This window comes from Bradyrhizobium commune (genome assembly GCF_015624505.1).
GTDB classification, from domain to species: Bacteria; Pseudomonadota; Alphaproteobacteria; order Rhizobiales; family Xanthobacteraceae; genus Bradyrhizobium; species Bradyrhizobium commune.
In genome coordinates this window covers 4,206,154-4,224,433 of sequence record NZ_CP061379.1, presented here as the reverse complement: position 1 = coordinate 4,224,433, position 18,280 = coordinate 4,206,154, and the positions used below count along the sequence as shown (strand labels likewise).

The following is an 18,280-nucleotide window of genomic DNA, read 5'->3' as shown; positions in this document are numbered from 1 at the left end:
AGGGTTCCCGGGGGCCCAGGATTATTTCGCGGCGGGCTCCGTCTGGCCGGCCAGATACTGTTCGAGCCAATGGATGTGGTAGTCGCCGTCGATGATGGCGGGCTGGCGCACCAGGTCGCGGAACAGCGGCAGCGTGGTCTCGATCCCGTCGACCACCATCTCGTCCAGCGCCCGGCGCAGGCGCATCAGGCATTCGGCGCGGGTCTTGCCGTGCACGATCAGCTTGCCGACGAGGGAATCGTAATAGGGCGGGATGGTGTAGCCCTGATAGACCGCAGAATCGATGCGGACGCCGAGCCCGCCCGGCGGGTGGTATTGCGAGATCCGGCCCGGTGAGGGACGGAAGGTCTGCGGGTTCTCCGCATTGATGCGGCACTCGATGGCGTGGCCGATGATCTGGACCTCGCTCTGCTTGGCCGGCAGCTCGCCGCCGGCGGCGATGCGGATCTGCTCCAGCACGAGATCGATGTCGGTGATGCTCTCGGTGACGGGATGCTCGACCTGGATGCGGGTGTTCATCTCGATGAAGTAGAACTCGCCGTCCTCGTAGAGGAACTCGATGGTGCCGACTCCGAGATATTTCATCTCGCGCATCGCTTTGGCACACGTCTCGCCGATCTTGGCGCGCGCGGCTGCAGCCAACACGGGCGAGGGGCCTTCCTCCCAGACCTTCTGGTGGCGGCGCTGGAGCGAGCAGTCGCGTTCTCCGAGATGGATCGCGCCGCCGCGGCCGTCGCCGAGGATCTGGATTTCGATGTGGCGCGGCTTCTGGAGGTATTTCTCGAGATAAACGGACGCGTCGCCGAAGGCGGATTTGGCCTCGTTGGCCGCCGTCGACAGCGCCAATTGCAGATCGGCCTCGCTCTGGGCGACCTTCATGCCGCGGCCGCCGCCGCCGGCCGCCGCCTTGACCAGCAACGGGAAACCGATCTTCTTGGCGATCGCCATCGCGTCGTCGTTGGGGCCGACCGCGCCGTCGGAGCCCGGCACCACGGGGATGCCGAGGCGCTTGGCGGTCTTCTTGGCCTCGATCTTGTCGCCCATCAGGCGGATGTGCTCGGCTTTGGGGCCGATGAAATGCAGATTGTGGTCGGAGAGGATCTCCGCGAAGCGCGCGTTCTCCGAGAGGAAGCCGTAGCCGGGATGGACGGCGTCCGCACCCGTGATCTCACAGGCCGCGAGCAGTGCGGGCACGTTCAGATAGCTGTCCTTCGACGGCGGCGGTCCGATGCAGACGCTCTCGTCCGACAGGCGCACATGCATGGCGTCGGCATCGGCGGTGGAGTGCACGGCGACGGTCGCGATGCCGAGCTCCTTGCAGGCCCGCAGGATGCGAAGGGCGATCTCGCCGCGATTGGCTATGAGGATCTTGTCGAACATGGTGCCTCAGGGGGCGAAGGGGGAATAGCGAATGGCGAATAGGGAGAGCAACTATTCGCTACTCGCTATTCGCCACTCCCTCACTCAATGATGACCAGCGCTTCGCCGAACTCGACCGGCTGGCCGTCCTCGACCAGGATCTGCGTCACCGTGCCGGCCCGCGGCGACGGGATCTGGTTCATGGTCTTCATGGCTTCGATGATCAGCAGGTTCTGGCCGACCGAGACCTTGCTGCCGACTTCGATGAACGGCTTGGCGCCGGGCTCCGGCGCCCAATAGGCGGTGCCGACCATCGGCGAGGTCACCGCACCCGGATGCTTCGACATGTCGGCCGCGGCAGGAGCGAGTGCTGCGGCGGCAGGAGCTGCGACGAGGGCGGGGGCCGCGGCCGCAACCGGCATCGGCATGGTCGCGGCAACGCTGATGTTACGGGCGACACGCAGGCGCAGACCGGCACGTTCGATCTCGATCTCGGTGAGGCTGGTCTCGTCGAGCAGAAGCGCGAGCTCGCGGACGAGCGCGGAATCCTCGCTGGAAAACTTTGCGGCTGCTTTGTCGTCTGGCTGGCGCGCCATGTTTCTTTGATCCGAATGTTCTGTGTGAGGAGGGAGCGTCAGGCTTTGGGCTTGATGCCGAGCTTGGCGGCAAGGCCCTGGATGGCGAGGCGGTAGCCCTCGATGCCGAAACCGCAGAGCGATGCGAAAGCCGCGCGCGCGGTGTAGGAGTGGTGACGGAAACTCTCGCGGGCGTGGATGTTGGTCACGTGGACTTCGACCGTCGGAATCTGCACCGCGAGCAGCGCGTCGTGCAGCGCGATCGAGGTGTGCGAATAGCCGCCGGCATTGATGATGATGCCTTTCATCCTGCCCGCATGCGCTTCGTGGATGAAGTCGATCAGCTCGCCTTCGCGGTTGGACTGCCGGCAGTCGGCCTTGAGGCCGAATGCGGCCGCGGTCTCCCGGCACAAGGTCTCGACGTCGGCCAGCGTGGCATGGCCATACTTCTCGGGCTCGCGCGTCCCCAACATGTTGAGGTTCGGCCCGTTGAGAACGAGGATCGTGTCGGTTGCTGGTTCGGCCATTCCGGTCCTGGCAGAGGTGTTTCGGCGTGGCGGGGGTTATAGGTAACAAAGCGCGTGAGGGGAAGCCTTGAAGGGGCTCGGAGGCCGTCTTAACCGCCTCATCCAGTGTGCAAAAACCTGTGCGGAAGCTACGGAAATTACTTGTTAACCAGTCCAAAGCATGGTGACCGGCCGAACGCAAAAAGGGGGCGGGCATCGCTGCCCGCCCCCAGAGCCTGAAGCCTTACACGTCGAGAATGGCGACGATCTCGTAGGTGTTGGGATCGATGATCACGATCTGCTCGCGGACCAAGACGTAGCGGTAGTTGCGCCACTCCGGATAGATTGTCACGACCCGGGAGGGCAGGGCGTGCAGTTCGATGCCCTCGCGCGGTACGCGGGTGCCGACCGAGATCGAGAAGTTCACGTTGGTCACAGGCGCCACGCGCTCCTCGCGGATCACAGACGTGATCTGGGTCCGCTGCTCGGTCGAAAGCTTGGCACCGGCGCCGGCCTGACCGACGGTCGTCGAGGACGAGGTCGAGCTCTTGCCCTCGGCCTTCATGTCGGTCGAGGTGCCGGAGGCCGGACGGTTCTCGGCGTTGCTCTTGCTCGCCGCGCCAGACTTGCTGTCCTCGGCCTTCATGTCCTTCTGATCCTTGGCGCCGGACTTGCTGGTGGCGCCGGACTTGCTGGTGTCCTGGCTCATGCTCTTGGACTTGTCCTGCTGACCCTGCGCGTGCTCGTCAGTGCGCTGGCTCTTGGTGGCGCCGGACTTATCCTCGGCCGCGTTCTTGTTCATCTCACGGCCAGAGTGCTCGTCCTTGGTCGCACCAGAGGACTTCTCTTCGGCCGCGCCGCCGGACTTCATGGTGCTGGAGCCGCCAGCCTGACCGACAGTGCCCTTCTCGGGAGCCGCTTCCTTGCCCGTCGCGCCACCGCGCTCGGCGGCGCCGCCGGCGGGCTGCGAGTGCTGCATCGGCTGCGCGCCGGCGCCGCTCTCGTTCTTCATCGTCCCTTGTGCGTTCGCCAGACCGGCGCCGGCAATCAGTGCGAGCGCGGCAACCGAGATCATAAAGCGGTTCGACATTGAATTTCTCCTCACGTGTTTATTTGCGCATTGCCCGCGCCGACAACGGGAGGAGATGTCACTTGTTCCGGAACATCTGCGGTTCCGCGGCATTTGTTTGTTGAACGCCTGATGAATGGCTGCGCCCGATCTCGCCAAATTCGACGCAGCAAAAAGGCCGGCTTTTCAGCCGGCCTCGCCGCATGCGTGATGCTGTGAAAGACGCGATCAGCAGGGTCGCCGTCCTAGCAGGTCGCCTTGCCGCAGCGGGCGACGCCGATCTTTTCCTTGAGGCCGTCGAGGCCGACGGCGCCGACCACGATCTGCTTGCCGATCACGTAGCTCGGCGTGCCGTTCATGCCCATCGCTTCGGCGAGCTTGAAGTTCTCCTCAATGGTGGTGCGCACCTCGGGGCTCGCGATGTCCTTCTCGATTCTAGCGGTGTCGAGGCCGGCTTCCTTGGCCGCCTGCATCGCGCGCGCCTTGTCGGCGGCGCCGCGGCCGCCGAGCAGCTTCTGGTGGAAGTCGAGATATTTCTTGCCGGAGGGATCCTGCATGCGCACGGCGACCGCGACTTGTGCGGCTTCGACCGAGCCCTGGCTCAGCACCGGAAACTCCTTCAGCACGACCTTGAGCTTCGGATCGCTCTTCATGAGATCGAGCATGTCGCTCATCGCGCGCTTGCAGTAGCCGCAATTGTAGTCGAAGAACTCGACGAAGGTGACGTCGCCGTCCTTGTTGCCGAGCACGACCTGGCGCGGCGAGTTGAAGATCGCATCGGAGTTCTGGGCGATCGAGGCTTCGTGCTTCTCGGTCTCGGCAGCCGCCTGGCGCTTGCTGAGCTCGGTCATGGCCTCCTCGAGCACCTCGGGATGGGTGACGAGGTAGTTCTTGATGATGGCCTCGATGTCGGTGCGCTGGGCATCGGAGAAGCCATCGGCCGAAGCCGGTCCCGTTGCGCCGAAGATGGCGAGCGCAAACAGCGCGGGGGCGAGCAGGCGCAGCGAAGGCATTGGCAAATCCTCTTATCCAGAGCAGGTTTCGAAAAACGTCCCGGCGGACTTAAACGCAGTGTCGTGACGTCAAGGTGGCAGGTCTAAAGCGGCAGATGTCGTGATCAGGCGTCGTTCTAGTTGCGCGGCGGTTTCGACGCCACGATGTCGTCGGCCTTGACCCAACCGGGCGTCCCGACGGCGAAACGGGTTTTCGCGCGCGTGGCAAGCTCGCGGGCGGTCTTGTTGTCGCCGCGCAAATAGGCGGCCTGGGCCGATGCGAGATCCGCCTCGGCATAGTCGCCCTTCCGGCCATAGGCCATCGCGAGCTGCATGTAGCCGAGCGGTGCTTCAGGCTCCCGAGCCACTGCGGCGCGGAGAATCCGAACGGCGTCGTCCGTGTAGGCCTTATTATCGGTTCCAACCAGAGCCTGCCCAAGTAACATCTCGATGAGGGGCGCGTTGTTCGACAGCTGTACCGCCTTGCGCAGGGGGGCGATGGCGTCGGCGGGCTTGCCGCTCTCCAAAAGGGCCTGGCCGCGCACCTCGTAGAAATACGGGTTGCTCGGCTGGACCTGGATCAGCGCGTCGATCTGGGCAAGCGCGCTACGCAAATCGCCGTGCAGATAGGTGCTGATGGCGCGGGCATAGCGCGCCGGCAGGCTGTCGTTGGTCTGGGGATAGCGGCGGTACACCGTCTCGGGCCGCTCCATGAAGGCGGAGATCTTGGCGCGCACCATGTCATGGCGGAGCTGGAGCGCGGGATCGTCCTTCTTGTCCCAATAGGGGCTGGTGCTGGCGAACTCCTGGAGTGCCGCGACGCGCTCGGTCGGCATCGGATGCGACTGGAGGTAGGGATCGGCGCCGCGCGCGGCGAACAGGCTTTCGCTGGTGAAGCGCTTGAAGGTCTCGTACATGCCCTTCGGCGACTGCTGGGTCGCGGTCAGGAATTTTACCCCGGCGCGGTCGGCATTCTCCTCCTGCTGGCGCTGGTAGGACAGCAGCGAGCGACGGATCATCTCGCCCGGTCCGGCGATCGCGGCCGCGCCCGCGTTGGCAAGTCCGTTATTGCCGGCGCTGTTGGAGCCGCGGCTTGCGCCTGCGACGAGAGCGCCGGCGCCAAGCAGCATGGCGATGATCATCTGGGTCTGCGCGTTGGCGAGCTGCTCGCGCAGCTTGGACAGATGGCCGCCGGCCAGATGGCCGGTCTCGTGCGCGAGCACGCCGATCAGCTGGTTCGGCGTCTCCGACTGGAGGATCGCGCCGTAATTGACGAAGATGCGGCGGCCATCGGCGACGAACGCGTTGAACGAGGCGTCGTTGAGGATGACCATCTGGATGTTCTGCTTCTCCAGACCGGCGACGCGCAGGATCGGGCGCGTATATTCGCGCAGCAGCTGCTCGGTCTCGGTGTCGCGCAGGACCGGCGGCGGCCCGCGGCCTTCCTGCGCAAGTGCTGCAAATGGCGACAAAACGATTGCCGCCGCGGTCACGAGGGCGGTCAGCGCGGCGGCCTTCTTGCGCAATAGGATTTGAAGCAACATCGAGCGGTCTAAAGCAGTTTCGTGATTGGTTTTGGCGATTGGCGGCGGACCGGATACGCGATATGCCCTTATGAGCCGTATAATGCGGCCAGTCTGGGGCGCAAGCGCCCTGTTTTTCGGACCGAACGGACCGGTCCGCCAGCGAAATAGCAGAAATCGATGCACGATGCGACATTGAGGAACCGGATGGGGCAGTGGCTCGAGCCGTCCCGCCGCAGCGACGTTCCCCCGTTCATGGTGATGGACGTGATGGCCGCGGCGGCCCGGATCGAGGCAGCGGGCGGCCATGTCATCCACATGGAGGTCGGCCAGCCCGCGGCGTCCGCGCCGAGGACCGCCATTGCCGCCGCGCATGCGGCGCTCGAAGCGGGGCGGATCGACTATACTGCGGCGCTCGGCATCCCCTCGCTCCGCGAGCGCATCGCGCGGCATTACAGGGACGCCTATGGCTGCACTGTCAGCCCCGAGCGAATCGTCGTGACCACGGGCTCCTCCGGCGGCTTCATCCTGGCGTTTTTGTCGATGTTCGAGCCCGGCGATCGCGTCGCGGTGACTGTGCCGGGTTATCCGCCGTACCGCCACATCCTCACTGCACTGGGTTGCGAGCCGGTGCTGATCGAGACCACCAACGAGACGCGCCATGCGCTCACCGGCGAGGCGCTGCTCGCCGCCCATCGCAAGGCGCCGCTCAAGGGCGTGCTGGTCGGCAGCCCCGCCAATCCGACCGGGACGATGATGTCGAAAGAGGCGTTGTCGGGTCTGATTGCTGCTGCGGAAGATGCCGGCATCCGCTTCATCTCGGACGAGATCTATCACGGGCTGGACTATGCGTTTCCGGCGGTGACGGCAGCAGCGCTGTCCGAGCACGCACTCGTGATCAACTCGTTCTCGAAGTATTTTTGCATGACGGGCTGGCGCGTCGGCTGGATGGTCGTGCCCGACATCCTGGTGCGGCCAATCGAACGGCTCCAGCAGAACCTCTCGATCTCGGTGCCTGCGCTGTCGCAGATCGCGGCCGAAGCTGCCTTCGACGGCGCGGCCGAGATGGAGGAGATCAAGCACGGCTATCAGGAAAATCGCCGAATTCTGATCGAGGGTTTGCCCAAGGCCGGCCTGACGCGCTTCCTGCCCGCGGACGGCGCCTTCTACCTCTATGCCGACGTCTCGGATTTTACCTCCGACAGTTTCGACTTCGCCAAGCGGATGCTGGAACAGGCCCACGTTGCGGCTACGCCAGGCCTCGATTTCGATCCCATCCATGGCCGCTCGTTCATACGATTGTCCTATGCGCGCTCGGCCGCGGAGATGCGCGAAGCAGTTGACCGGATCGCTCACTGGCTTAAATAGCCGCCAGTTTTCGAACAGCCTTCCGGAGTTCAACTTTGTCTGACCGAACCGTCCAGTCCGCAGCCACGCATTCTCCTCTTGCCGCAGTGATGTGGCCGACCCGGCCGGGTGAAGCCGTAGGGCACTTGCGCGCCGTCGTCCTGGTTGCGCTCGGCAGTGCGCTGATGGCGCTGTCGGCCAAGGTGAACCTGCCGCTGCCTTACGTGCCCATGACGTTGCAGAGCCTGGTCGTCCTGATGATCGGCGCGGCCTATGGCTGGCGCCTTGGCAGCGCAACCATGATCGCCTATCTCGCCGAGGGCGCGATGGGGCTTCCGGTGTTTGCTGGTCCGGTCGGCGGACTTGCGCCGCTGGTCGGCCCGACTGCCGGCTATCTCTACGGCTTCGTCGCAGCCGCCTTCGTCACCGGCTGGCTCGCCGAGCGCGGCTGGGATCGCAGCGTGGTCCTGCTGTTCGCCGCAATGGCGGTCGGCCATGTCGTCATTTTCGTGGGCGGGTTCGGCTGGCTGGCGCTCGGCCTTGGCGCCGCCAAGGCCTGGCAGGTCGGCGTCGCGCCGTTCATTGCGGCATCGCTGGTCAAGAACGCGCTGGGTGCTGCGCTGATGCCGGCGGCGCGCCGGATCGTCGACCGCCGCGGCTAGATTTCACCATACGGAATGTTCCAATTGACAGAGCCGGCCAAGTTGATCTTGGCTGGCTCTGAGTTTTGAGGGGGGAGTAAAACAATGACAACGACAACGATGGCCGGCGCGCCGGCCGCACCGAGCGCGGCCAAGCCGTGGTACAAGATTCTCTATGTTCAGGTTCTGATCGCCATCGTGCTCGGCGCCATCGTCGGCTGGCTCTGGCCGTCGCTTGCGACAAACGACTGGATCAAGGCACTCGGCGACGGCTTCATCAAGCTGATCAAGATGGTGATCGCGCCGATCATCTTCTGCACCGTGGTTTCCGGCATCGCCCATATCCAGGACGCAAAGAAGGTCGGGCGCATCGGCGTCAAGGCGCTGGTCTATTTCGAGATCGTCTCCACTTTCGCACTCATCATCGGTCTGATCGTCGGCAACGTCATCAAGCCGGGCGCAGGCTTCGGCAGTGCGGCCGCGAACGCGAATGCGGTTGCCAATTTCGCCAAGCAGGCGGAAGCGCAGAAGTCGGTCGACTTCATCCTGCACATCATTCCCGACACCGTGGTCGGCGCCTTCGCGCAGGGCGAGATCCTCCAGGTGCTGCTGTTCTCGGTGCTGTTCGGCTTCGCCATCATGGGCCTCGGCGAACGCGGCCATGTGATCCGCGGCTTCATCGACGATGCCGCGCACGCCGTGTTCGGCGTCATCTCCATCGTGATGCGCGCCGCGCCGCTCGGTGCGTTCGGCGCGATGGCCTTCACCATCGGCAAGTTCGGCACAGGCGCGATCCTCAATCTGATGGGCCTGATTGCCACGTTCTACCTGACCGCCGCGCTGTTCGTGTTCATCGTGCTCGGTATCATCGCGCGGTTCGCAGGCTTCTCGATCTTCAAGTTCCTGGCCTACATCAAGGACGAACTGCTGATCGTGCTCGGCACCTCGTCGTCCGAAAGCGCGCTGCCGTCCTTGATGGAGAAGCTGGAACGGCTCGGCTGCTCGAAGTCGGTGGTCGGCCTCGTGGTGCCCACGGGCTATTCGTTCAATCTCGACGGCACCAACATCTACATGACGCTGGCGACGTTGTTCATCGCCCAGGCGCTCGGGTTCGATCTCACCTTCGGCCAGCAGCTCACGATCCTGGTCGTGGCGATGCTGACCTCGAAGGGCGCCTCCGGCATCACCGGTGCGGGCTTCATCACGCTCGCGGCAACGCTCGCCGTGGTCGATCCGCGCCTCGTGCCGGGCATGGCGATCGTGCTCGGCATCGACAAGTTCATGAGCGAGTGCCGCGCGCTGACCAATCTGTGCGGCAACGGCGTGGCCTGCGTGATCGTCGCTTGGTGGGAGGGCGAGCTTGATCGCGATAAGCTCACCGCGCGGCTGAGCCAGCGGATCGATCCGACCGACATGGAAACCGCCGTCACGACGGACTGATCTGCTAGCTGTGTTCAGCGGCGCAACGCGCCGTCAGGCCTTGAAGTAATAGGGCTGGTCGAGATCCTCGATCAGCCCCTTCTCTTTCGGCGCCCAGCCGAGCAAAGCGCGCGTCTTCGCGCTCGAGGTCGGGACGTCGATGCCGGCGAATTGCGCGAACCAGCCGAAATGCTCGGCCGCTTCCTCGGCCGACTTCGAGACCACGGGCACGCCGAGCCTCTTGCCGATCACCTCCGCAATCGCCTTGAACGGAATGCCTTCCTCGGCGATCGCGTGATAGCGCTTGGCGGTTGCGCCTTGCTCCAGAGCGAGCCGATAGACCCGCGCCGCGTCGAAGCGATGCCCGGCTGGCCAACGGTTCATCCCGTCGCCGATATAGGCTGCCACGCCTTTCTGGCGCGCGAGGTTGATTAGGATCGGTACAAAACCGTGGTCACCTTCACCATGGGTCGTCGGGGGCAGACGAACCACGGCGGAGCGGACGCCCTCCAGCGACAGCGCGGTTGATTCCGAGACGCGCGGAAAGCGGTGCGCCGACGCATCGTCCTCGGTCGCGAGGCGGCCGGGCGCGAGCAATGCGACGCCCGAGGTGACGATGAGAGGGCGCTCGGTGCCCTTCAGCTCCTCGCCGAGCGCGAGGATCGCGCGGCGGTCGAGCTCGCAATTGTCCAAGAATTTCGAGAAGTCGTGGTTGAAGCCGAGATGCAGCACGCCGTCGGAGCCGGCCGCGCCGCTGCGCAAGGAGGCATGGTCCTCCAGCGAGCCGCGATGGACCTCGGCGCCCATCGCAGCAAGCGATGCGGCGCCTGCATCGGAGCGGGCGAGGCCGAGCACGCTGTGGCCGGCAGCGATCAGGTCGGCAACGACGGCGGAGCCGACGAAGCCGGTGGCGCCAGTGACGAATACACGCATGAGCAATCTCCAGAGTTGGTGGAGACGAGCATCTGCGCTAGGATTATCCGGGTAAAGTAGTGATATTATCAGGGGATAATAGCTAACAGGATGAGCGAGACCGCCAACGAGAACCTGCTCGGGACCTATCTCAGGGATCGCCGCATCCGGCTCGATGCGGCGGCGTTCGGCTTTGGCGGCAGCCGCCGGCGCACCCCGGGGCTGCGGCGCGAGGAGGTGGCGCAGCGCGCCAATATCAGCCCGACCTGGTACACGTGGCTGGAGCAGGGCCGCGGCGGCGCACCTTCGGCCGACGTGCTCGACCGCATCGCCCGCGCGCTGATGCTGACCGATGTCGAGCGCGAGCACCTGTTCCTGATCGGCCTCGGCCGTCCGCCCGAGGTGCGCTACCAGGCAAGCGAAGGCGTCTCGCCGCGACTTCAGCGCGTGCTCGACGCGTTGGAAACGAGTCCCTCCATCATCAGGACGATGACCTGGGATGTCGTCGCCTGGAATCGTGCGGCGACGATCGTGCTGACCGACTATTCAAAGCTGGCGCCCGTGCAGCGCAACATCCTCCGCCTGATCTTCTCGGAGCCGCGGGTACGCGCCGCGCAATATGATTGGGAGAGCGTGGCCCGCTTCGTGGTCGCTGCTTTCCGGGCGGATGCGGCCCGGGCAGGGGCGGTCTCGCATGTCGCCGATTTCGTCGACGAGATGTGCCGGCTCAGTCCCGACTTCGCGCGGCTCTGGGCCGACAATGACGTCCGCAGTTACGGTGAAGGCGTCAAGCATCTGCGCCATCCCGTGCTGGGCCCGATCGCGTTCGAATATTCGGCCTTTGCCGTCGATGGTCGGCCCGATCTCGGCATGGTCGTCTACAATCCGGCCACGCCTGTGGATGCCGCGCGCATCAGGGACGTGCTGGCCAAGCATAACGACTGACGGAATTGACGGCCTCGCCCGTTTAACCCGCATCTCTGACGTCGAAGGGGCGGGCGATATCGTGGGCAATGCGGCTCTCAATCGGATTGTGCAGGAGGCGGCGGAGCATTTTGCGGCAGGACGGCCGGACCAGGCGGACGCGCTCTGTGCAGAGGTGCTGAAAGCCGAGCCGCATCATGTGCCGGCGCTGCATCTGGCTGCGGTGGCCGCCTTCGTCACCGACCGCGCGGCCGACGGCGCCGCGCTGCTCAACCGTGTCTTCGACATAGATCCCGGCCATCCGCCGGCGCTGGTGACGCTCGGCGACGCACTCGCGGTGAAGGGCGAGCACGAGGGCGCGGCAGCGGCATTCCAGCGCGCACTGCGCCGACGGCCGGACGATGCCGGCGTGCACAACAAGCTCGGTGTGGCACTGGGCGAGCTCTCGCGCTTCGACGAAGCCGAGAATGCCTACCGCCGCGCCATCGCGCTCGATGCACAGCTGACGCGGGCATGTTTCAATCTCGCTATAGTGCTCGCAGAGCAGGGACGGTTGGCCGAAGCGGAGGACGCCTATCGCGCCGTGATCGCGCGTGAACCGATCTATCGCGGCGTCTGGCTCAATCTCGGCAATGTCCTGGCGGACCAAGACAGGCTCGGCGAGGCCGTTTCTGCCTATCGTCGCGGCCTCGGTATCGATCCGGATGACCACGGATTGCTGTGCAATCTCGGTGGCGTGCTCTATCGGCAAGGATTGCTCGAAGACGCCATCGTCCATTACCGCCGCGCCATCGCGCTTGCGCCCGACAATATCGCGGCGCTCCGTCTGCTTGGCCTGGTCCTGCACGAAGCCCGCCATCTGCATGAGGCCGCCGCGATCTACCGGCGAACCTTCGCGCTCGATCCGGCCGATCACATGATCGCCACCAATCTCGGCGCCTCTCTCTCCGATCTCGGCCAACTCGACGACGCCGTTGCGGCCTGCGAGCACGCGCTGCTTCTCAAGCCCGATCACGCGCCGGCCTGGACCAATCTCGGCATCATCTTCGAGAAGCAGGAACACGTCACGGAGGCGGTGGCCGCGCATCGCTGCGCGGTCGCAGTCGACCCGTCCTATGCCAAGGGCCACGCCAATCTCGCGGTCGCGCTGCGCAATGCCGGCGAGATCGACGAGGCGCTCGAAGTATCGCATCGCGCGGTCGCGCTCGATCCGGAGCAGCCGCTTGCGCAATACAACCATGCGCATTTCCTGCTGATGAACGGCGATTTTGCCAACGGGTTCGAAGCCTATCGATGGCGTCGCAAATGCAAGATTCTGTCGGATGGCGATCCGACCTTCAGCGGGCCGGAATGGCAGGGCGAGCCGCTCGAGGGCCGCACATTGCTGGTGTTCGCCGAATACGGCCTCGGCGATGCCCTGCATTTCGTTCGCTATCTGCCGATGGTAACAGCGTTGGGCGGGAGGATCATCCTGCAAGTGCAGCCCGCGCTTGAGGAACTGCTGCGACAGCTGACCGATGTGACCGTGATCGCGCGCGGTGAGGTCTTGCCGGCGTTCGACCTGCAAGTGCCGCTGATGAGCCTGCCGCGCATTTTTGGCACCACGCTCGACAATCTGCCCGCGGACGTTCCGTATCTGCATCCGGATCGGGAGAAACTCTCGCGCTGGCGTGCCGCGCTCGGTCGCGAGACACGGCTCAAGGTCGGCGTGGTCTGGGCCGGCAATCCCAGGCACAAGGGTGATCGCCAGCGGTCGCTGTCGGCTGCGGCCGTGCTGCCGCGTTTGGTGATGCCGGGCGTGCAGCTGTACAGCCTGCAAAAGGAGCCGCGCCCGGAGGACGGCGACGTGCTCGCAGCATTGGGCGACGACGTCATTGATCTTGCGCCGGCGCTCGGCAGTTTTGCCGATACGGCGGCTGCGGTCGCGGCGCTCGATCTCGTCATCGCCGTCGATACGTCGGTCGCGCATCTGGCCGGCGCGCTCGGCCGTCCGGTGTGGATGCTCACGCCATACGCGCTCGACTGGCGCTGGCTGCGCGATCGCGAGGACAGCCCGTGGTATCCGACCATGCGGCTGTTCCGTCAGCTTAAGCCGCGCCAATGGGACGATCCGCTGATGCGGCTGTCGGCCGCGCTTGCGATCCTCGCCGCGAAAGACGAGGGCTAGAACCGCTCAGGTCGGTATGGCGCGGGGTCAATCGACGGCGTCTCGCCGCTCATCATCTCCGCGAGCAGGCGTCCGGTTGCGGGGCCGAGCGTAAAGCCTTGGTGGCCATGGCCGAAATTCATCCAGAGGCCGCGATGACGCGGGGCAGGGCCGAGCACCGGCACCATGTCGGGTGTGCAGGGGCGGGTGCCGAACCACGGCTCCGGCTCGGCGCGCTTGCCGAGATCGATCAGCTCGCGGGCCGAGGCTTCGGCGCTTGCGAGCTGCACCGGCGTCGCCAGCGCGTCCGGTCCCGTCAATTCTGCGCCGGTGGTGATGCGGATGCCCTTGGCCATCGGCCCCATCGCGTAGCCGCTGCCCTTGTCGACCAGCGGCAGGTCGAGCGTCGCCCCGCCGGTGTAATGCATGTGGTAGCCGCGCTTGCGCACCAGCGGAATGCGATAGCCGAATTTGTGCAAGAGATCGGGCGACCACGGCCCGAGCGTCACGACGGCCGCAGCGGCGTCGATGCGCCCCTGGTCCGTGTCGACAGACCAGCCACTGGCAGTTTCCTGCAAGGTCTGGGCATCGCCGAGCACGATCGTGCCGCCGAGGCGCTGAAACAGCTCGGCATAGGCCGTCACCAGTCCGCCAGGATCGGACACGGTCCAGGTATCGAGCCAATGAATCGCGCCGGGCAGATCGTTGCGCAGGATCGGCTCGGCCTTGGTGAGCTCGCTGCCCGAGAGCACGCGAAAATTCACGCCGAATTCGCGGTGGTCTTCCTCCGCTGCCTTGACCGAGAGGTCCAATGCGGCGGGATGGCGATATAGCGCGCGATAGCCGGCGCGGCGGATCAGATTGTCGGCATGGGCTTCGCGGATCAGGATGTCGTGCTCGGGCGTCGCGTAGGCGATCAGGCGCGCCCAGGCCTCGCTGGCTTCACGATGCCGCTTCGGCGCCGAATGCCACCAGTAACGGAGCAGGGGCTCCACATGACGATGAAGCGACGAGAGGTTGTAGCGCACGTCGTTGGTACGGCCGGTTGCGATCTTCACGAGCGAGGCAACGTCGCGCGGCATCGGATAGGGCCGCACCGCTTCGGCCTGGATCATCCCGGCATTGCCGTAGCTGGTCTCGCGGCCGGGCTCCCTGCGGTCGACCAGTGTGACCGTCCAGCCGCGCTTCTGGAGGTGCAGCGCGGCGCCCACGCCCACCATGCCGCCGCCGAGAACGATTACGCTTTGCATTGGCAGAACTCTCCTGTCAGGCCGGCTTCGGCGCGAGCCTTGGCTGCGCCGTGTTGATGGTCGCGGCGACGACGACGGACAGCGCGGTCATGGCCACCAGGAAGCCGAAGGCTGTGTCGAACGATCCGGTTCCGGTCACGATGAAGCCCATGATGGCCGGTGCGACGAAGCCCGCGCTCTGACCACCGAGATTGACCATGCCGACACCCGACCCGATCTGGTCGTCGCGGAGCAGTTTGGTCGGAAGCGCAATCACCGAGGCCAGCACGAAGGATTTGAAGAAGTAGACCAGCGACTGGTAGACGATCAGAACCGGGATCGTCTCCGCCTTGTACATGGCGTAGAGGAAGATGCCGGTCAACGCAGAGCTGCCGATCAGTAGATATTTTTCGCGCTCGGCAAAGTATGTCGTCATGACCCAACCGCCGATCGCGGTCGCGAATGTCGCCATCACGAACGGGATCGGCGCCACGACGCCGACGGTCTTGAGGTCGAGCCCGCGCTGCTGGAGCAGATAGAGAGGCATCCAGGAATCCAGGCCCTTGTTGACGCAGCTGAGGCCGAACCACACCAGCATCAGCTGCCACAGCAGCGGATTTCTCATGAGCTCGCGCATCGGCGTGCGGCTTTCCGCCTTCGCCGCCGTCGCGGCTGCGTCGGTGCGTCCGAGATACGGGACGAAGACGAAATAGATCACCGCAAACACGATGCCGGCGATGCCGATCGTGTTGAAGGCGTGGCGCCAGCCGAGCCAGACGATCAGCGGCGCCATGATCAGCGGCGCCATCATGCTGCCGGCATAGTTCGACGACAACAGCAGCGCCGACATCTTCGGCCGGCTGTCCTTCTTGAACACTTCGGCGATGGCGCGGATGCTCGCCGGCGGAAAGCCGCCCTCGGCGATGCCGAAGATGAAGCGGATCGCGATCAGCGAGGTCAGTGACCAGGCGACACTCGTGAACGCCGTGAACAGCGACCACATCACGATGGTGACGATCACCACATATTTCGAGCCGAAGCGGTCCGAGAGCCATCCGCCCGGCACCTGCATCGCGGCATAACCAAGGAAGAACGCGCTGATGACGATGCCGAGATCGGAGGCCTGGAGATTGAAGTCCTTGCCGATCTGCGCCAGCGCGAGCGAAATCGCCGCGCGGTCGACGTAGGAGATGCAGTAGGCGACATAGAGCAGGACGAAGGCGACAATGCTGGTCTTGCGGGTCGACAATTCGGTCACGCTGATCTCCGATTTGCCGGCAACCCGGCGGTCCTGCCGGCTTGGCCTATTCCCAGGTGAGGAAGCCCGGCGCGGACGACAACGGCGGCGCAGCCGCAAGTCGCGCCAGGTCGGGGACCGGCCGGCACAATTGCGGATCGCCCGCGAACGCCGCCTCGATGGCTGCTGCGACCGCGAGCACAATGGCGTCGCCGCCACGCGGGCCGACGATCTGGAGGCCGAAGGGCAGACCGGCTTCGTCGAGGCCGAGGGGAATGCTGATTGCGGGGTGACCGGGAAGCGTCACGGCATAGGCGAGCGCGAGCCAGTGGAAATAGGATTTCGTCGGCACGCCGTCGATCTCGGCGGGATAGAGCTCCGACCACGGCCGCGGACTGAGCGTGATAGTCGGGCTGATCAGCACGTCGCAGCTTGCAAAGAAGGTCTGGTAGGCGCGATAGATCCGCGTCTGCGTCGTGGCGGCGCGCCCGTGGTCTTCGAGTGTGTAGCTCAGGCCTTCCCTGACATTGGCGCGGACATTGGGGCCGAGCATCTCGGGGCGCTCTTTGTAGTTCTTGCCGTGCATCGCCAGGAACAGGCCGGCGCGCAGCACGGCAAAGGCCTCGTCGGCGCCGGTGCAGTCGGGCGTGGCCTCGCGGCATTCGGCGAACAGCGGCGCGAGTTTCTTCACGCGATCGCGGAATACGCGGCGGATGGCCTGCTCGGTCGGCGCGTCCGCGCAAGGGCTCGCCGGGCAGCGTATAGGCGAGCGGATCGCGCGCATCATCGCTTGCCATCACCGACAGCATCAGCGCGGTGTCGGCGACGTCGCGCGCCATCGATCCGTCGGTCGACAGATTGGACCAGCCGAAGGCGCGCTTTTCGCTCGCCACGAGGCCATAGGAGGGACGCATGCCGACGATGCCGGAGAAACCTGCCGGATTGCGCAGGGATCCGCCGGTGTCGGAGCCCGAGGCGAGCGGCGCCATGCCGCAGGCGAGCGCAACCGCAGAGCCGCCGGAGGAGCCGGCCGCCGAGCGCATGGGATCGAAGGGATTGCCGGTCGCGCCGAACACGGGATTGCGGGTGTTGCCGCCCGCCGCCCATTCCGGCGTGTTGGTCTTGCCGAAGATGATGGCCCCGGCCGCGCGCAGACGCGCAACCGAGCCTTGGTCGGCGACCGGCACATTGTCGCGCAATAGCGGGCTGCCATAGGTGGAGCGCATCCCGGCGGTGTCCTGCGTATCCTTGATCAGGACCGGGAGCCCGTGCAGCGCACCACCATCCTCGCCGCGCAGGATCGCGGCCTCGGCGTTCTTGGCGGCGATGCGTGCGCGCGGCTCGTCGAGCGTGACGACGGCGTTGACGGCCGCATTGGTGCTGGCAATGCGCGACAGGCAGGAGTCGAGCAGCTCGACCGGCGAGATCTCCCGCGCCGCCAGCAGGCGGCGCAGCTCAACAGCGCTCGTGTCGCACGGTTCTGACAATGCCGATGCCTTTCAGATTGTGAAAACGATTTAGCATATCGGAAAGTGTGTTCCATGCATCAATATTCATCAAAACCAGCCATTTCGTGCGCAAATCCTGGATCCGGTGCTCAGAAGCCACCATAGAAGGTATTATGAGACGGAATGCGTCGAAAAGATTAGTCGGATCGACCAACAATTTTTCAGACGGCGTGGTAGGATTGCTGCATGAGCGAGATCACGACGCCCGAAGGTGCCAATTCCCAGCTCGGCCAATGCCTCAAGGCCGCCCGCCAGGTACGCGGCCTGACGCTCAAGCAGGTGGCGGAGCGGACCGGCATGGCGCTGTCGACGCTGTCCAAGGTCGAGAACGGGCTGATGTCGCTCACCTACGACAAGCTGCTCCAGCTCACCTCAGGCCTGAAAATGGAGATTGCGGAGCTGTTCAATCCGGCGATCGCAGCGCCTGCGCAGGGCCGGCCGGTCACGGCACGTCGGAGCATCAGCCGGGCCGGGCAGGGTCAGCTGATCACCACGAAATTCTACACCTACACCTATCAATGCACCGACCTGATCGGCAAACGCATGGTGCCGATCGTGGCCGAGGTGCGCGCGCGCTCGCTGGACGAGTTCGGCCCGCTGCTGCGCCACGCCGGCGAAGAGTATTTTGTGGTGACGAGCGGACGCGTCGCCGTTCACACCGAGTTCTACGCGCCGGAGATCCTCGGCGAGGGCGACGGCATCTATCTCGACAGCACCATGGGCCATGCCTACCTCAACGCCGGCCAAGCACCGTCCGCAACAGGCGTTTGTCTCTGCACCAGCGAGGCGCCCGATCTCTACGACCAGCTTCGCCAGATCGCATCGCGCGACGTGGCGCCACTCGGTGATGACGAGCTGCCGCCGTAGCGTTTTTGGCGAGTCCTGAAACGAAA

Annotated in this window: 15 protein-coding genes and 1 pseudogene; 6 read left to right on the top strand and 10 right to left on the bottom strand. The window is 65.1% G+C overall.

What is annotated here, in order from left to right:
* Positions 1–21: 21 nt before the first annotated feature.
* From accC to IC761_RS19835, 6 genes are all read right to left on the bottom strand, one after another.
* Complete coding sequence (gene accC / locus IC761_RS19860; RefSeq protein WP_195798339.1) at positions 22–1,380, bottom strand: acetyl-CoA carboxylase biotin carboxylase subunit; 1,359 nt, start codon at positions 1,378–1,380, stop codon at positions 22–24.
* Positions 1,381–1,460: 80 nt separating this feature from the next.
* Positions 1,461–1,955 carry an acetyl-CoA carboxylase biotin carboxyl carrier protein gene (gene accB / locus IC761_RS19855; RefSeq protein WP_195798338.1) on the bottom strand — a complete coding sequence of 165 codons (495 nt, stop codon included), beginning with the start codon at positions 1,953–1,955 and terminating at the stop codon, positions 1,461–1,463.
* Positions 1,956–1,993: 38 nt separating this feature from the next.
* Positions 1,994–2,461, bottom strand: a complete 468-nt coding sequence (gene aroQ / locus IC761_RS19850; protein ID WP_195798337.1) for a type II 3-dehydroquinate dehydratase — start codon at positions 2,459–2,461, stop codon at positions 1,994–1,996.
* Between the two features lie 223 nt (positions 2,462–2,684).
* Positions 2,685–3,530 (bottom strand): DUF1236 domain-containing protein, encoded by an 846-nt coding sequence (locus IC761_RS19845; protein WP_195798336.1) that lies wholly within the window; start codon positions 3,528–3,530, stop codon positions 2,685–2,687.
* 224 nt (positions 3,531–3,754) lie between these two features.
* Positions 3,755–4,522 carry a DsbA family protein gene (locus IC761_RS19840; RefSeq protein WP_195798335.1) on the bottom strand — a complete coding sequence of 256 codons (768 nt, stop codon included), beginning with the start codon at positions 4,520–4,522 and terminating at the stop codon, positions 3,755–3,757.
* 116 nt (positions 4,523–4,638) lie between these two features.
* Complete coding sequence (locus IC761_RS19835; RefSeq protein ID WP_195798334.1) at positions 4,639–6,045, bottom strand: M48 family metalloprotease; 1,407 nt, start codon at positions 6,043–6,045, stop codon at positions 4,639–4,641.
* A gap of 159 nt (positions 6,046–6,204) precedes the next feature.
* On the opposite strand from IC761_RS19835, the gene IC761_RS19830 reads away from it, so the two are divergent.
* From IC761_RS19830 to IC761_RS19820, 3 genes are all read left to right on the top strand, one after another.
* Complete coding sequence (locus tag IC761_RS19830) at positions 6,205–7,392, top strand: pyridoxal phosphate-dependent aminotransferase (RefSeq protein WP_195798333.1); 1,188 nt, start codon at positions 6,205–6,207, stop codon at positions 7,390–7,392.
* An 89-nt stretch (positions 7,393–7,481) separates the two neighbouring features.
* Complete coding sequence (locus IC761_RS19825) at positions 7,482–8,033, top strand: biotin transporter BioY (RefSeq protein ID WP_195804711.1); 552 nt, start codon at positions 7,482–7,484, stop codon at positions 8,031–8,033.
* Between the two features lie 84 nt (positions 8,034–8,117).
* Positions 8,118–9,452 (top strand): dicarboxylate/amino acid:cation symporter, encoded by a 1,335-nt coding sequence (locus tag IC761_RS19820; RefSeq protein WP_195798332.1) that lies wholly within the window; start codon positions 8,118–8,120, stop codon positions 9,450–9,452.
* Between the two features lie 33 nt (positions 9,453–9,485).
* Here IC761_RS19820 and IC761_RS19815 read toward each other — a convergent pair whose 3' ends face one another.
* The gene (locus tag IC761_RS19815; RefSeq protein WP_195798331.1) at positions 9,486–10,364 is read right to left on the bottom strand and encodes an SDR family oxidoreductase; all 879 of its coding nucleotides are present in this window, start codon (positions 10,362–10,364) and stop codon (positions 9,486–9,488) included.
* A 90-nt stretch (positions 10,365–10,454) separates the two neighbouring features.
* On the opposite strand from IC761_RS19815, the gene IC761_RS19810 reads away from it, so the two are divergent.
* Positions 10,455–11,288, top strand: a complete 834-nt coding sequence (locus IC761_RS19810) for a helix-turn-helix transcriptional regulator (RefSeq protein WP_195798330.1) — start codon at positions 10,455–10,457, stop codon at positions 11,286–11,288.
* Between the two features lie 61 nt (positions 11,289–11,349).
* Positions 11,350–13,434: a tetratricopeptide repeat protein gene (locus tag IC761_RS19805; protein ID WP_246791279.1), complete on the top strand. Its 2,085-nt coding sequence runs from the start codon at positions 11,350–11,352 to the stop codon at positions 13,432–13,434.
* Here IC761_RS19805 and IC761_RS19800 read toward each other — a convergent pair.
* The 3 genes and pseudogenes from IC761_RS19800 to IC761_RS19790 all read right to left on the bottom strand — a co-directional run bounded on the left by IC761_RS19800 (position 13,431) and on the right by IC761_RS19790 (position 17,366).
* On the bottom strand, positions 13,431–14,663 hold the full coding sequence (locus tag IC761_RS19800) for an NAD(P)/FAD-dependent oxidoreductase (protein WP_195798328.1): 1,233 nt from the start codon (positions 14,661–14,663) through the stop codon (positions 13,431–13,433). The genes IC761_RS19805 and IC761_RS19800 overlap by 4 nt on opposite strands.
* A gap of 16 nt (positions 14,664–14,679) precedes the next feature.
* On the bottom strand, positions 14,680–15,900 hold the full coding sequence (locus IC761_RS19795) for an MFS transporter (RefSeq protein ID WP_195798327.1): 1,221 nt from the start codon (positions 15,898–15,900) through the stop codon (positions 14,680–14,682).
* 46 nt (positions 15,901–15,946) lie between these two features.
* Positions 15,947–17,366 (bottom strand): annotated as a pseudogene (locus IC761_RS19790) (amidase).
* 207 nt (positions 17,367–17,573) lie between these two features.
* Between IC761_RS19790 and IC761_RS19785 the strand changes: the two are divergent.
* On the top strand, positions 17,574–18,254 hold the full coding sequence (locus IC761_RS19785; RefSeq protein WP_195798326.1) for a helix-turn-helix domain-containing protein: 681 nt from the start codon (positions 17,574–17,576) through the stop codon (positions 18,252–18,254).
* Positions 18,255–18,280: the final 26 nt, after the last annotated feature.

Coding starts and splice junctions, on each gene's coding strand:
- accC (WP_195798339.1), bottom strand. CDS start 1,380: ATGTTCGACAAGATCCTCATAGCCAATCGCGGCGAGATCGCCCTTCGC.
- accB (WP_195798338.1), bottom strand. CDS start 1,955: ATGGCGCGCCAGCCAGACGACAAAGCAGCCGCAAAGTTTTCCAGCGAG.
- aroQ (WP_195798337.1), bottom strand. CDS start 2,461: ATGGCCGAACCAGCAACCGACACGATCCTCGTTCTCAACGGGCCGAAC.
- IC761_RS19845 (WP_195798336.1), bottom strand. CDS start 3,530: ATGTCGAACCGCTTTATGATCTCGGTTGCCGCGCTCGCACTGATTGCC.
- IC761_RS19840 (WP_195798335.1), bottom strand. CDS start 4,522: ATGCCTTCGCTGCGCCTGCTCGCCCCCGCGCTGTTTGCGCTCGCCATC.
- IC761_RS19835 (WP_195798334.1), bottom strand. CDS start 6,045: ATGTTGCTTCAAATCCTATTGCGCAAGAAGGCCGCCGCGCTGACCGCC.
- IC761_RS19830 (WP_195798333.1), top strand. CDS start 6,205: ATGCACGATGCGACATTGAGGAACCGGATGGGGCAGTGGCTCGAGCCG.
- IC761_RS19825 (WP_195804711.1), top strand. CDS start 7,482: ATGTGGCCGACCCGGCCGGGTGAAGCCGTAGGGCACTTGCGCGCCGTC.
- IC761_RS19820 (WP_195798332.1), top strand. CDS start 8,118: ATGACAACGACAACGATGGCCGGCGCGCCGGCCGCACCGAGCGCGGCC.
- IC761_RS19815 (WP_195798331.1), bottom strand. CDS start 10,364: ATGCGTGTATTCGTCACTGGCGCCACCGGCTTCGTCGGCTCCGCCGTC.
- IC761_RS19810 (WP_195798330.1), top strand. CDS start 10,455: ATGAGCGAGACCGCCAACGAGAACCTGCTCGGGACCTATCTCAGGGAT.
- IC761_RS19800 (WP_195798328.1), bottom strand. CDS start 14,663: ATGCAAAGCGTAATCGTTCTCGGCGGCGGCATGGTGGGCGTGGGCGCC.
- IC761_RS19785 (WP_195798326.1), top strand. CDS start 17,574: ATGAGCGAGATCACGACGCCCGAAGGTGCCAATTCCCAGCTCGGCCAA.